This window comes from Rhodococcus sp. NPDC056960 (assembly GCF_042674125.1).
GTDB lineage: Bacteria > Actinomycetota > Actinomycetes > Mycobacteriales > Mycobacteriaceae > Rhodococcus_F.
Map to the genome: position 1 here is coordinate 549,013 of NZ_JBHURF010000001.1, position 13,245 is coordinate 562,257.

The window sequence follows — 13,245 nt, forward strand, 5'->3', positions numbered from 1 at the left end:
GCCCACCGCTCAGATCCGGTCAACGTGATGGGGCGGAACGCGGATGTAGATACCGATGAGCAGTGTCGCGCCCTACCGAGCGACCGTGAATCGGGTCGGTACGAGATCAGCAACCGCAAGCGAGTCCGGCTCGACATACTCTCCCGTGGCGAGCGATGAGAGAGCGCATGCCCTCAGGGCGCCTTTTCCGCTGACTGTAGCTGTGTGATCCTGCTGTGGTCGGAGGTCATCGGTCGTTGCTCGACCACTCGCCGCTGCCGGTTCCGCCCACACAGGGTACAGATCGCCTCCTCGGAAAGCGTCGACCTGTTGCCCAAGAAGACTTGTGCCGCTCGGTGATTGGGGAGTCTAGAGGTCCCATAATGTCAACAGGGCTGTCCGCAGGCTGGGGGAGCGGACGAAGTGGTCGGTCCGCAGCCGTGAGCCCGGATGCCCGAGAGCGGTCAACGCTTCCTCTGCGCGTGGAAGGGGGAGCGGAGACAGGTCGGTGCGGAGGCGGAGGAAGTACAGAACCGCCCCACCGGACCGCGGGACCTTCATGGGTTCGGAGACCACGACAGCTGGCGCGTAAATCCACTGGTCGTCGGTGGAGACGAAGACGATTACGTCGCCACGCTTCACACCGCTGGGCTTATCGAGGCGCAGCGATTCCAGCTGGTACTTCGCCGCCGGGCCGCCGCGGCTGCGGTGTCGGCCCCGCTGCTCGTCGAGCACGCGGCTCTCGGTGCGGGTGGGTTCGTAGTCGACGGCGTGTTTGACGAACATCCGAGTTACCGGTGTGGGGAGGAAGTCCGTCTCGGTCCGGACACGGCCGGTGACCCCGGGCAGTGGCACGGCACGGCCGATCTCCCACTCTCGTATCGCGTCGTCGAGGAACACCTGATCGACCTCGGTGATCTCGTCGAGGCTGTCGATGAACTTCCGGACGTCGGCGATGATCTCGGGGTCGTCGGTGATGACCACAGCGTCGTCGGCGAGGGTGGAGTTTTCGGAGGCGTTCGCCGACCCGATGACGGCCCGGGTGTTGGTTGCGATCACCTTCGCGTGCAGGGTGGGCGTGGACAGCACCCTCACCCCCTTGTTGACGTAGTGGGCGAGGGCGGCGGGGGAGGTGGCGTGCGCCCGGACTGCGGCCTTGGAGGCATTCACGACCAGGACGTCGCCGGCACGCAACGGAAGCAGGTCGGGTGCGTCAGGGCCGAGGTAGCCGATCGCGGCGTACCGGGGGCCGCGTGTGCGGATCGCGCGGGTGATGTGCGGCCACGGGTTCGGCCCGTGGAAGGTGGTCGCCATACCGACAAACGGTAACGGGCCACGCGCGTCGGTGTGCCGATCGCGGCGCAGGGCCCGGGATCGACTAACACCCACTCCAAGCCGGGTGCCGATCTCCGGGAGCCCGAGCCCCTGCATCCCGACGGAAGTCTTGGTCGCACCGCACTGCCGGGATGCTTGGAAGGCGCCGGAGCAGTGCGGACCGGCGGGATGGGGGCCGCCCTGCGTGCACCCAGTCCGAAGGGAAACTGACACGGCATTCTGTCATTCACGTGAATGAGCCTGTCAATTGATTGTGGTGGAACCTCGAACCCTTCCGGCCTATTCCGTGCCTGCGCGCCGCCGCAGGATCGAGTCGAGAGCATCGTCGAGAGTGATCTCCTCTTGTAAAAGTTCGATGAGCAGTTCCCTGCTGTGCTCGTCCATCGTGCGGCCCTCGATAGCCATGATCGGCGCGAGTCTGTCGTACTCGGTTCGCGCCTGGGCCTCGGTCAGACCGTGTGGTGCGTTGTCGTCGTTCAATCGGTAACGCACTGACATGGACTCGGCGATCCTGCCGTTCCTCGTGGCCGGCCTGAGTTTCTCAGTGCGGTCTTCAATTCCGTACTGCAATATTCTTCGTCCTCCTCGGCGATGAGCTGCCAGTCATACGATGTCAGCTCCCTCGAATCGGTGACTTACCTGAGCAGCTTCTCACGGGAGCCGGTGCTTGTGTCGTCCTGCGCCATCACTTGTTCGCGTGATGAGTTCACAAGGTTCTCCGATCTTGGCGGGCGTCGTCTCAGCGAGCGGATTGCCCTTCGTTCTCGGTGTCGAGGTCGCGGACGATGCTGCGTTCGATCGTCGTGTGATCTCCTGCTCGCTTCGTGTGTTTACGGTGAAAGGGAGTAGTCGACAACGACACCCGGTGTGGCTGCGGCGAACGGACCGGCCGTGATTGCATCGAGATGATGACGGCTGACGCAATGTGAGTGCACGAGGCGGGGACCGCCTATTCTGATGGGGGCAACAGTTGGCGGATGTGTTCGAGCAATTCGGCGAGTTCTTCTATGGTGAGTTCGACAGTGCCGAATAGTGGGTCACCGTTCATGGCGGCGCGGGCGACGGCTGCTCCGATGCGGGCGGTGAGTTCTTCGATCAGTGGGGTGGTCATGATCGAGCAGTCTCCTCGAAAACGGGCCCGTGGTGGTCGACGTTGAGAATTACGCATGGGTGTCGTCCGTGACCGGCCGGAAAGCCGGGGCGACTGAGCGCAATAGTGGGCGAGGAGTCCCCGTCGGTTGAACAGCGTGGTCGGTCTGGGGGTGGTCAGGTCGTGGGATCCTGCATTGTCGTGGCGAGCAGTGCGGTGAGTTGCTTGCGGTGGATGCGGGTTTCACCGTGGCAGCGGTGACGTTCTGGGGCCCGAGCGGATCGGCCCGGCGTCGATCAGGCGTTACCGGTACTGCTGGCATAGGTTCCCTCGAGGCCGAGCCTGAAACGGGATGCTCGACTTCACCATGCCGTATCTGCGACACGAGCGAGAGAAGCGGGATCATCAGTGACGAAGCAATCTTCGACGGCGTCCGTTGCCCGCTCGTCAACGCGGCCGCCGCCGACGGTCTCGAAGAAGGGTCAGGCGCATCTTCGACGGCATCGGCGGATTCGTCGGCTTTGTCAGCCAGAACGCGAAGGTTCGCCTCTTCGTTACCCTGGCGACTCCGAAGCGGCTGAATTGGTTTCATGCCATCAGCAGTAACTCTCGGGCCCTATTTTGCGTGCGAACATGCGCGCTTATGTGCGTGCAAAAAAGCGCGCAGTAGGCAAGGATGATCTGAGCGGGATACGCGTGCGACCCTCACAGCACGCCGGACGCAGGTAGGTGGGAATGGCGAAGGTAGGTAAGTCTGGACGCGGAGGCACCGCTCGATCGGGGGCGGGTCCCGGTGCGCGAGGGCTTTCCCGGGCGGTCACGCCGAGTCCGGGGTTGACGGCGAAGCTGGAACCGCGGAAGAGGCCGGCGAAAGTTCCGCTCAATACCCGAGTATTGGCCTCGACGGAGGCCCGGTTGAACTGGCTGGTGAAGGATCGCCAGTCCACGGTGACCAACGTCGTCGACGTTGCCCTGCAGGAATTCTTCGACCGCTACAGCGTCCCGCAGGTAGATGCCGACGGCCGGATCGCCGAGCCGGAGTCATGAGCGGGGCGTGGGAGCAGATTCCCCTGTTCGGACTGCCCGAGGAAACTCCGACAACGTCACCAGAGTCTGCCGATGTCGCTGTCGCCGACACCGCCGATCAGGCGGATCCGGAGATGGTCGCGCCCGCAGAACCCGAATCCCCCCACAAGTCAGACGTCGCCGACGACGCCCCGATCCCGCAGTCACCCGAGACGCAGTCTCCCGACGTCGCGGCCGGCGACACAGCCCCGGCGCCCGCCACGCCGCCGGTGTGGGAGGCGTTGCCGGCCGGCGACGAGGCCGACGGCCATGCGCTCATCGTGACCGCGGCGGGAACCTTCACGCCGTCCGGGCGGGAGCTGACCGGTCCGGTGGATTCGGTCGAGAAGCTCGACCAGCTGATTCGCTGGGCCGCCCTGGCCCCGCTGGGTGCTCCTGCGCAGGTGTGGATCGTGGGCCAGGACGCGTGTGAGGCGTTGGGGTGGATCATCGATCCCGGCTCCGAGGAAGACTTCGAGGACATGGAGACGCTGCGCACCCGCGCAGCCGAGGAGTTGACCGCGGTGCTGCAGGCCACGCTGACACCGATGCTCAACGCCGGGTGGGAATTACGCGGCGACCCGGGACATGTGGTGCGCCTGGCGCGGTCGATCGGGAAGTTCACGACGATGATCGATGTGCTGATCGAACCGTATGTGTGGACGTATTGGAACAAGGACTTCGGCTGGAACAACCGGGTCGGCGAGATGGGTATCCTCGGCTCACCAGCCGCCGGAACATACCTCCCCGACGACGACGATGCCGCCGCGCGGGAACTCGGGCGCCGGATCGCCTGGTCCGCGAAGCATCTCGGGGTGCTCCCGGGGCCGACACCGGCCCGGACCGGTGCTGCGGTCGTCGACAAGATCAAGCGGGAACGCACCCGGACGGGGAAGGGTCTGCTGGTCGCGACCGCGGGCCCGGTCCCTCCGCTGGACGGGGCCCCGCGCGGGGAACTCGAACCCGCCGCCGGCTGGACCCGCATGCCCCGACCCGACGATGTGGACGGCACCCGCCGGTTGGTGTCCATCGACCAGCGCGCCGCCTACCTCGCCTCGGCCGGGATGCTCGAATTCGGATACGGGCAACCCACACATCTGACCGGCGTCGGGGCGGCCGCGGCGGCGGTGGGGGACAAGGGTGCCCCGTTCGGGCTGTGGCGGATCACCCTCCCACCGGGACAGACGCTGTCGCTACCCGAGAAGTTGCCATTGCCGCACCCGCGGATGCTTGCTGATCAGCCGGTGCAGACCTGGGTCACCTCGGTCAGCCTCGACGGATTGTGTGCACCGGTCGCCGACGGCGGGATCGGCGCCGACCTCGACGATCTGGGCATCACGGAGGCCTGGGTGTATCCGCAGCAGGGCCGGGTGCTGGACAAGTGGGCCAAGATCCTGCGCGAGGCCCGCCGCACTGCCGTCGACACCGGCGACGACGCGACGAAACGGTTCATCGGCTCCTGCTACAAGGGCTACATCGGCCGGATGATGAACCCGGACATGTGGACCGCGAAGCAGATGCAGCACCACCACCAGCCGGTGTGGCGGGCGGCGATCATCGCGCACTGCCGGTGGCGCGGCCGCCGCGTCGCGATGCGCATCGCCCGCGAGACAGGCCGTTGGCCGGTCCGCACCGTGACCGACTCCTGGGTGTACCTCCTCGCCGACGGCGAGGACCTCGCCGACGAGAGTGCGGCGCTGGGGAAGATGTCGGTGGAGAAGGACGTGATTCTCACCGACACCTGGCTGGCCGAGCTGATGTCGGCTCCGGATGTGCACGAGGTGAAGCTGGTCATCAGGTCGGCGTTCGCCGCCGACGACGAGGACGAGGACGCGTACTGATGGCCCTGCACCTTCCGAAGCCGCGCACCACCAAGCCGCCGCAGCAGGCTGTCGGCCTCGACGGCCTCAAGGTGACGGTCGCCGGTGCGGCCACCAGCGGGGTGGAGAAGTCCAAGCAGGTCAAGAGCGGCGGACTGGCCGGACTGACCAGCAAAGTGACGGTCACACAGCTGCGCACCGAGCTCGGCAACGACGGTCTGCGGCAGGCCGCGATCGACGCCGGCCGCACCCCACCATCGGACCGGACGTTGCGGCGGTGGGCGCAGCAGGGCCGCATCCCACACCCGGACGTGCTCGAACGCGCGCAACGCCGCGCGGCGATCGAACGTCTCGGCGGTATCGATGCCGTCGCCCAGAAGATCGGTCGATCGCGTTCCGCGGTGTCCCGGTACCGGTCCGGGGAAACGAATGAGTTGCGGGCCGATGCCAGCAAGAAACTCAAGAACGTCAAGGCGCAGGACATCATGGCCCGTGCCGGGGTGTTGCGGCCGGACGGAACACCGAAGAGGGCGGTGATCCGTGTCAAGGGTGGTGTGATGGTCCGCAACGGCGCCGACGTGGGATACGACTACCGGGTCCGCACCCTGGATTTCGCGAACTCCGACACCCCGTTCAGCAGTGACGAGTCCCGCGAACTCGCCGCCGCACTGGCGAACGACGATCACGCCCGGGTTGTCGCCCTGCTCGAGCGGCACGCCACCCTCGACTACCCGGAGAACAAGGGCTTCGACACCTACAGCGACCAGTTCGGGTTCCACTTCGACCACATCGACTCCGTCCACATCGACTGGATCTGACCCCGCGGACGAACGGAATCGACACGTCCACATCGCATGTCGACGACAAGTATCTCTCGAGGGGGAGTCACGTGCGGTGCGGTGCGGGTGTGGTCTCGGCGTAATGATGCGGATCGCCTATCGCGACCGAGACACCCGGTTTCAGTGTTGTTGGGGTGGGAACCGAATACGCCGGAAAGGGGCCGCGGGTTGCTGTAGGCCCTGGTCAGGCGTCGTTGTCCGCGAGTGCCCGGTAGAGCGAGGCGACCGAGGGATGCCGGCCGGCGTTCTTGCCGGTCTTGATGGTCAGCTTCTTCACGATGTCGGGCATCGGGGTTCGCTTCTCGCGTAGCGCGCGGGCGAGGAGCACGTCGTCATCGTCGATCACCTTCGGGCGGCCGCCGTGGTTGCCGCGGGCGGCGGCTCGCTGGCCTTCGATGGTCTTCTCGCGGATATAGTCGCGGTCGAGCTGGGCGGCGAGCACGGCGAAGAGCATCGAGCCCATGCCGTGCGGGTGTAGATCCCGGTCAGCAGCTCCAGTTGCACTCCGCCGCTCTGTAGCTGGGCGGAGAGGGTCATCAGTTCGGCGGCGTTGCGGGCGAGGCGTTTGGGCTCGTGCACGGTCAGGATCACCGGCTGGTCCGGCGCGGCGGTGTTGATCTCGTGGGCGAGGGGGAGTGCCTTCTCCAGCTCGGGGCGGATCTTGATGCGGGTGCTGATCTTGTCGGAGAACACTCGCGTGCAGTGCGCGGCCGCGAGCGCGTCGAGCTGGCTCTGCAGCTCCTGCTGGGCCGTACTGCAACGGGCGTACCCGATTCGGATCCGCGTTCCGTTCGTCTCCGGCTTCGCCGAGACGACCTGCTGTCCCTGTGTCCACTTCTTGCCGGGGCGCCGGTCGCCTGGGACAGCGACGGTGAGCTCGTCGCGCAGCGACGGCACGAGGATGAACCGGGGCCGTGTGGTACTTTGCGGCCGTCTTCCCGGCCCGTGTCCGGCAAAGGCTTGCTGCCGGCGCCTCGCACTGGGGGGCAGGGGTGGCGTTTGACGGCGGCGGCATGTTCCGGGGGTCAGGTCCATCCCCGATTCTCTCAGAACTCCCTCTCACAACACGGAGGTTGTGAGAGGTGTTGTGCGATTCGCGACCTGCGGGAACGCGGCGCGGATCGGGTCGTTCGCAGAACTATCACATCCGGTCATTTGTGCGAGACGCACGGCGGGTCCGGCTCGATGCCGCCGGGCCTCCGTCGCGTCCCCGAAGTCGGGCGCTCACGCGCGTGATCCGAACAGCACTCGCGGTTCCACCCCGGGGGCGGACCATCCCGCCTACCAGGCTGGCGGACTGCCCGTCCCCGCCCGGCGGCAAGCAGGCCCGCTCATCGGAGTTGAAGCGGAACCTGATCGCGGTGCTGCTCGCCCACTCGACCAACCTGAAACTGACCAGGATGGCCGACGCCTGCGGCATCTCCTACGACGTGCTGTCCTGGACCGCCGAGTGATACGTGCGGGAGGAGAGGTTGCGCGCGGCGAACCTGGCGATCATCGGCTACCACCAGACGTTGCCGCTCACCCCGTTGGGCGGGGCTGTCCGGGCCGCGGTGGATCCGGGATCTGCTGGATCGGGAGGTGGTGTAACCACCGGCGGTATCTACTTGTAGGCGTGGCGATGCGTCTGCGGCAGACTCGGAAGGCAGCAGGTCATGGAAGGACGGCCGGAATCAGAGCGCCGGCGCACCACCGATGTCCAGGATCCGACGCCGCAGCGGGGGCTGCAGCTCGTGTCCGGTGACGGATACAGCGGCTGGGAGTCGGTGTATCGGGACAACGTGGGCTGGGTGTACGGCCTCATGTTTTCGAAGGTCGGCAACCGGGCCGACGCGGAGGATCTGACCGCGGAGGTGTTCATGGCGGCGCTGCGACCGTTGCGGATGTCGGCCAGCGTCGCGGAGGTGCGCGCATACCTGCGCGCCACCGCGCGCACCGTGCTGGCAGGCTACTGGCGTACACGGATGGGCCGGGAAATCACAACGATCGTCGACGATATCGCCGAGGACCCTGCGGACGAACCCACCGAGAACGCGATCGCGGTAACCCGGGCGCGTGCACTGCTGGACCGGCTCCCGGACCGGTACCGGAGGATCCTGGAGCTACGGTTTCTGCAGGGACTGTCGGTGCGGGACTCGGCCACCGACCTCGGTGTCAGCGTCGCGAATGCGAAAGTATTACAGCACCGGGCCTTGCAGATGGCCGCACAGTTCAGTGAAGGAGGTGCACGATGACCGGCAGGGATGTACGCCGATACGTCGACGACCTACTCAACGGTCGTCGGCCGCGGTCGTTCCGGCCCGACGACGAAGACGCCGAGCAGATGCGTGCCGCCATCACGCTGAGTTCCGCACGATTGGGCGCCGACACGCCCAGCGAGTCGTTCCTGACCGATCTGCAGCAGCGCCTCGCCGCCGAGATCGACGAATCCGCGCCTGACCGTCCCGGTATCGGCGCGCCCTCGATGCGGCGGCGGCAGATACTGATCGGCACCTCGGCCGCGGCCGCCGCCGCTGCCGTCGGCGCTGTCGTCGATCATGCCCTCGTGGGCGGGGTTCAGGCGGAGAGGAACGAGACGGCCGCAGACGCGACACTGGAGCCGACCACCGGTGCGTGGCGTGCAGTCGCCGCGAGCGCCGACGTCCCCGAGGGTGCGACCGTCGCGTTCGATGTCGGCACCATCACCGGGTTCGTGCACCGGGTTGATGGGCAACCGCAGGCGGTGTCCGGGATCTGCACGCATCAGGGCTGCCGATTGTGGTTGGACGCACCCGCCGAGCGGTTACGCTGCCCGTGCCACTCCACCTCGTTCTCGATCGCCGGACAAGTGCTCAGCCACCAGCTGCCGGTCACCCCCGCACCGTTGCCGCACCTGCAAATCCGCGAAAACGGTGGCACCATCGAGGTATTCGCACCGACCGAACCGGCCTGACCGCCGACCGTGTAACCCCTCCCGTTACCTCGTAGTGAGACGATCCGCACCCACGGACCGGCACAACAGGGAAACGGCGGCCAGTGATGAACGCACTCATCGAGATGTCTCGGCTGGCGATGCGACGCCCTGGCCCGGACACGACTGTCGAGGTGCGCGCCGCATGGTATCTGGCCAAGGGGCGGCTGCTCGAGCACCTCGGCGACGACGCTCCCGGCACCGCCAGGCACGCCGCGGTCGCCTACGCGCAGGCCCGATCGTTGCTCGGGTCAGGCGAAGTCGGTGCCGTGTGAGCACCGTCGATGTGTGACCCACCCGAGGCCAGGGCATGCTGCCCGCGCCCGGATCGGGGAAACGGCGAGGCATTGCCGTTTTCGTCGCCGTCCGGTCCTCGCACCGTCGAGACACACATTCGTCGTGTAACCCCGGTCCGTATCTGTTGGTGACCGACCCGTATCTGTGGGGCGGACCCACCCGGAGCAAAGGACCTGGATCGATGAGACTCTTCGTTGGACGGCGGCATGCGATAGCAGCCGCCGTGGCCGCAGCGCTGCTGACGGCGGCCGCGTGCAGTAGCTCGGGCTCGGATGCCACGTCGACCGACACTGCGTCACCGACGTTCGTATTCGCTTCCGGTGCCGAGACTCCCGGTATGCCCGGCGGTACGGCATCCGCCGCGGCCCCGAACATGACGGACATGACGGGCATGACGGCTCCCGCGCAGGCGCCTGCCGCGCCGGCGGCGGCGAATGCGGTGGACATCGACAACTTCGCGTTCGCGCCGGCCGCGCTCACGGTCCCGGTCGGGGCCACGGTGACCTGGACCAACAAGGACGAGGAACCGCACACCGTCGCCAGCGGCGACGGCAGCTTCCATTCCCCCGGGATGGGCACCGACGCAACATATTCGTTCACCTTCAACAAAGCGGGCAGTTTCGACTACATCTGCTCGATCCACCCGTTCATGCACGCCACCGTGGTGGTGACACCGTGAGCACCCGGCAGCCCGAACACACCGACCCGCGCGACCCGCATGCGATGACCCGCCGCCAACTGATCCGGCACACTGCCTGGTTCGGCGCCGCGGTCGGGTTGACCGTCGTCGGCGGTGAGGTCATCTCCCACGTCGCCGGCACCCCCGTCGGCTCGGCCGCCCCGGCCCGCCCGACGCTGCGGTTCGCGCAGATCAGCGATAGTCATATCGGATTCCAGGGCACCGCGAACAGCAATGTCGTCGACACGTTCGATCAGGCGATCCGGCAGGTCAACTCGCTGGGCTACACGCCGGACTTCGTCGTCCACACCGGGGACCTCACCCACCTGGCGACCCCGGAACAGTTCGATCAGGTCAAGCAGATGATGACCGGTCTGAACACCCCGCACATCTTCACCGTGCCCGGCGAACACGATTCCACCGACGACGGCGGTCAACGGTATCGGGACGCGTTCGGCACGGGCAGCCGCGGCGACGGCTGGTACAGCTTCGACGTCGCCGGCGTGCACGTCATCGCGCTGGTCAACACGCTGAACCTGAAACAACTCGGCCACCTCGGCGAGGACCAACTCGACTTCGTGAAAAACGACGTCGCCAGTCTCTCGGCCGACACCCCGATCGTCGTGTTCAGCCACATCCCGTTGTTCGCGATGTACGAGCAATGGGGGTGGGGCACCGACGACGCCACCCAGGCGTTGAGCTACCTGCGTCGCTTCTCCTCGGTGACCTGCCTCAACGGACATGTCCACCAACTGTTCACCAAAACCGACGGCAACATCACCTTCTACAGCGGCACCACCACCGCGTACCCGCTGCCGAAACCGGGAGAGGGCGGCCCGGACGCCAAACCGAAGCCGCTCACACTGCCCGCCGGGAAACTGCACGCCGCTCTCGGCATCCGGGAAGTCAGCTACCTCGAGGGCCACCAGACCCTTGCGGTCAAGGACCAGGCCCTGACATGACCACGCACACATCCGGGCCTGACGCTCCGTCCTCGCCCAGCCGGGCAGCAGAATCGGGCGGCGCCGCGCCGCGCAGGTCGATATCGAGGTCGTGGCCGGATCTGTTGCTGCGCATCGGGATCAGTGCATCCCTCGCGGTCAGTGGCTACATTCACGCCGACCTGTACCGCCACGGCGACCGGCACATCTCTGTCGTCGGGCCGTCGTTTCTGCTGCAGGCCGCCGCGTCGTTCGCGATCGCTGTGCTGCTGCTGCTCGGTGGGCCGTTTCTGTTGCGCCTGGCCGCCGTCGCCGGTGGTGCACTGGTGGGGTTCGTGTTGTCACGCACCGTCGGGGTCTTCGGATTCATCGAGATCGGCTGGCAACCCGCACCGCAGGCCGCGGTCAGTGTCGCCGCCGAAGTCGCCACGATCGTGCTGTGCGCGGCCTCGCTGCTACTACGGCGGTGGTCGCGGCGCCCGCGACCACCGGTGAGTGGGGGTGGTGTAGTGAGTCGTCCCGATCGCCGCCGGCGCATGACGGCGGCGGCGATCCGGCTCGTGCTGATCCGGCCGAATTCGTGGGGAGGCTGATGTTGTGTTCAGCACTATCGGCTGCGACAAGATGCTGGTCGCGCTCGTCGCTGCCCTGGTCGTACTCGGTCCGGAACGGCTGCACGAGTGCCTGCAAATCCTGCGCCGGCGCGTGACTACGCCAGCGGTGCCACCGAAGCGGTGCACGAGGATCTCCGACCCGCGCTCGGCGAGTTCCGGCCTGCCCTCGACGATGTCGGGCAGGTGTTCCCGCACTCCGGGCGGCCACCCGATATCGCACCGCGCGTCGTTTTCACCGCGCACGGCGACGAGGACGAGACGGGAATCGCCAGCGGCCGCGACCCCCTCGAGGCAAAACATTGGCACCCGCGCCCGGCAATGTCCTGCCGAAAGCGGCACCGGCATGACGCCGGTGCCCTCACAAGCCCTGGACTCGGAGCGGAACCCCGAGAACGCGACTTTCGTCGTGACCCGCCGGTCGGTTGGCCCCGTCGACCGCGCACCGTCCTGAGTCGTTTGTAACCTGCGCACCTATTCACCTGCGAGGGGCGTGACCGTCGACCGGCGGCCGAAATTATGAGAGGTAGACAAATGGGTGAAATGAGCCCGTGGCACTGGGCGATCGTGATCCTGGTTCTGGTGGTGCTGTTCGGTTCGAAGAGACTGCCGTCGGCGGCCCGCAGCCTGGGGCAGTCGCTGCGCATCTTCACCAGCGAGATGAAGGAGATGCACGCCGATCCGCGTGCCGCTAAGACGAACCCGCCGACGACAGCCGGATCAGCGTCGCAACGTCCGCCTGCGCAGCCCGTACCGACGACCGAACCCACGGGCCCCGACGTCGACTTCGGTCGTTCGTAACACGATCCGGCGCCGTCCCGGAATGGAGGTCCACCCACGTCCAGCACGCTGCGGTCCGCCGCGGTCGGCACCATGTCCAGGGCGTCGACCAGCGTGAACAGCGCCGGGCGGTGCTAGCGGTAAACCGCTCCAACAGCGGCAGGTAGTTGTTGCCGTGATACGCCGACACCGCCTCGTGCGCCGCGGACAGCTGCTCCAGCCCACCGGCGGACTCCAGCGTCTTGAGCAGCAGCCGCCCGCTGACCGCCGGGCAGCTGGCCCGCCATCGGTCTCGACCGGACACGCGTTGTCTTGGAGATCCCCCCCGGCTCGAGCTCTCGACGAAGCGATTGTGCCGATCTGATCGTGTCGGGAAAGCCGGCGAATCGGTAGACGGTCAAGGATCTGCGAGCGGGGCGTCCGAACCAGACTGATCGCCGCCGACGTGCCTTGTGCGGCATCGGCAATGGCTGGGGTGCGATCCGGTCACTGTCCGACCCGTTCACCGCCCGCCACAGCGCGATCAACCGATCCAACTGTGCTGCCAGCACGGTGCGCTCGGCCACGACGTGCGGTCGTGGTGTCCGCCGAATCGGGGGCCTCCCTAGATGTGCGACGACTGGTCCGGTGGACCCGTGGCTCGCAACCGTTCGACGGTCAGTGCCGCGGACAGCGCGGTGATGACGGCGAGGGTGAACGGGCTGTGCGGTGAGATCTCGGCGACTCGGTTCAGCCTGTTGTTCACCGTGTTCGGGTGCACGCCCAGGCGGCGCGCGGTGCGTTGCCGGTCGAGGTCGCACTCGAAGTAGGTCTGCAGGGTTGTGCGCAGTTCATCGTGGCTCAGCACCGGCTCCGCACC

15 protein-coding genes and 2 pseudogenes are annotated in these 13,245 nt (G+C 66.9%); 11 read left to right on the top strand and 6 right to left on the bottom strand.

What is annotated here, in order from left to right; translation table 11 throughout:
- Nucleotides 1-348 precede the first annotated feature (348 nt).
- From ACFTWF_RS02630 to ACFTWF_RS02640, 3 genes are all read right to left on the bottom strand, one after another.
- The gene (locus ACFTWF_RS02630) at nucleotides 349-1,293 is read right to left on the bottom strand and encodes a phospholipase D family protein (protein WP_378459705.1); all 945 of its coding nucleotides are present in this window, start codon (nucleotides 1,291-1,293) and stop codon (nucleotides 349-351) included.
- A 300-nt stretch (nucleotides 1,294-1,593) separates the two neighbouring features.
- Nucleotides 1,594-1,812 carry a hypothetical protein gene (locus ACFTWF_RS02635; RefSeq protein WP_378459706.1) on the bottom strand — a complete coding sequence of 73 codons (219 nt, stop codon included), beginning with the start codon at nucleotides 1,810-1,812 and terminating at the stop codon, nucleotides 1,594-1,596.
- Between the two features lie 451 nt (nucleotides 1,813-2,263).
- Complete coding sequence (locus ACFTWF_RS02640) at nucleotides 2,264-2,425, bottom strand: hypothetical protein (protein WP_378459707.1); 162 nt, start codon at nucleotides 2,423-2,425, stop codon at nucleotides 2,264-2,266.
- 714 nt (nucleotides 2,426-3,139) lie between these two features.
- Between ACFTWF_RS02640 and ACFTWF_RS02645 the strand changes: the two genes are divergently transcribed.
- Genes ACFTWF_RS02645 through ACFTWF_RS02655 form a run of 3 tightly spaced genes read left to right on the top strand, consistent with a single transcriptional unit; the run spans nucleotide 3,140 to nucleotide 6,107 of the window.
- On the top strand, nucleotides 3,140-3,451 hold the full coding sequence (locus ACFTWF_RS02645) for a hypothetical protein (protein ID WP_378459708.1): 312 nt from the start codon (nucleotides 3,140-3,142) through the stop codon (nucleotides 3,449-3,451).
- A complete protein-coding gene (locus tag ACFTWF_RS02650; RefSeq protein WP_378459709.1) occupies nucleotides 3,448-5,310 on the top strand; it encodes a hypothetical protein in 1,863 nt (620 codons plus the stop codon). Before ACFTWF_RS02645 ends, ACFTWF_RS02650 begins: the two co-directional genes overlap by 4 nt.
- Nucleotides 5,310-6,107: a hypothetical protein gene (locus tag ACFTWF_RS02655; protein WP_378459710.1), complete on the top strand. Its 798-nt coding sequence runs from the start codon at nucleotides 5,310-5,312 to the stop codon at nucleotides 6,105-6,107. Before ACFTWF_RS02650 ends, ACFTWF_RS02655 begins: the two co-directional genes overlap by 1 nt.
- 205 nt (nucleotides 6,108-6,312) lie before the next feature.
- Here the strand turns inward: ACFTWF_RS02655 and ACFTWF_RS02660 are convergent, their stop codons facing one another.
- A complete protein-coding gene (locus ACFTWF_RS02660; protein WP_378459711.1) occupies nucleotides 6,313-6,474 on the bottom strand; it encodes a hypothetical protein in 162 nt (53 codons plus the stop codon).
- The gene (locus tag ACFTWF_RS02665) at nucleotides 6,471-7,025 is read right to left on the bottom strand and encodes a recombinase family protein (protein ID WP_378459712.1); all 555 of its coding nucleotides are present in this window, start codon (nucleotides 7,023-7,025) and stop codon (nucleotides 6,471-6,473) included. The genes ACFTWF_RS02660 and ACFTWF_RS02665 overlap by 4 nt, the downstream gene beginning before the upstream one ends.
- A gap of 407 nt (nucleotides 7,026-7,432) precedes the next feature.
- Here ACFTWF_RS02665 and ACFTWF_RS02670 point away from each other — a divergent pair.
- The 8 genes and pseudogenes from ACFTWF_RS02670 to tatA form a co-directional block, all read left to right on the top strand.
- Nucleotides 7,433-7,669, top strand: a pseudogene (locus ACFTWF_RS02670) (Tn3 family transposase); the annotation flags it as partial.
- A gap of 114 nt (nucleotides 7,670-7,783) precedes the next feature.
- Nucleotides 7,784-8,362 carry an RNA polymerase sigma factor gene (locus ACFTWF_RS02675; RefSeq protein ID WP_378459713.1) on the top strand — a complete coding sequence of 193 codons (579 nt, stop codon included), beginning with the start codon at nucleotides 7,784-7,786 and terminating at the stop codon, nucleotides 8,360-8,362.
- Nucleotides 8,359-9,060, top strand: a complete 702-nt coding sequence (locus tag ACFTWF_RS02680; RefSeq protein ID WP_378459714.1) for a Rieske (2Fe-2S) protein — start codon at nucleotides 8,359-8,361, stop codon at nucleotides 9,058-9,060. Before ACFTWF_RS02675 ends, ACFTWF_RS02680 begins: the two co-directional genes overlap by 4 nt.
- Before the next feature lie 86 nt (nucleotides 9,061-9,146).
- A complete protein-coding gene (locus ACFTWF_RS02685) occupies nucleotides 9,147-9,353 on the top strand; it encodes a hypothetical protein (protein ID WP_378459715.1) in 207 nt (68 codons plus the stop codon).
- 203 nt (nucleotides 9,354-9,556) lie between these two features.
- Entirely contained in the window at nucleotides 9,557-10,054 is a 498-nt protein-coding gene (locus tag ACFTWF_RS02690) for a cupredoxin family copper-binding protein (protein WP_378459716.1), read from the top strand.
- A gap of 44 nt (nucleotides 10,055-10,098) precedes the next feature.
- Complete coding sequence (locus ACFTWF_RS02695) at nucleotides 10,099-11,016, top strand: metallophosphoesterase family protein (protein ID WP_378459790.1); 918 nt, start codon at nucleotides 10,099-10,101, stop codon at nucleotides 11,014-11,016.
- A 101-nt stretch (nucleotides 11,017-11,117) separates the two neighbouring features.
- A pseudogene (locus ACFTWF_RS02700) lies at nucleotides 11,118-11,483 on the top strand (hypothetical protein); the annotation flags it as partial.
- 657 nt (nucleotides 11,484-12,140) lie between these two features.
- Nucleotides 12,141-12,407, top strand: coding sequence for a Sec-independent protein translocase subunit TatA (tatA, locus tag ACFTWF_RS02705; protein WP_378459717.1), 267 nt, complete (start codon nucleotides 12,141-12,143; stop codon nucleotides 12,405-12,407).
- Between the two features lie 583 nt (nucleotides 12,408-12,990).
- Here the strand turns inward: tatA and ACFTWF_RS02710 are convergent.
- Nucleotides 12,991-13,233: a helix-turn-helix domain-containing protein gene (locus ACFTWF_RS02710; protein WP_378459718.1), complete on the bottom strand. Its 243-nt coding sequence runs from the start codon at nucleotides 13,231-13,233 to the stop codon at nucleotides 12,991-12,993.
- Nucleotides 13,234-13,245 lie beyond the last annotated feature (12 nt).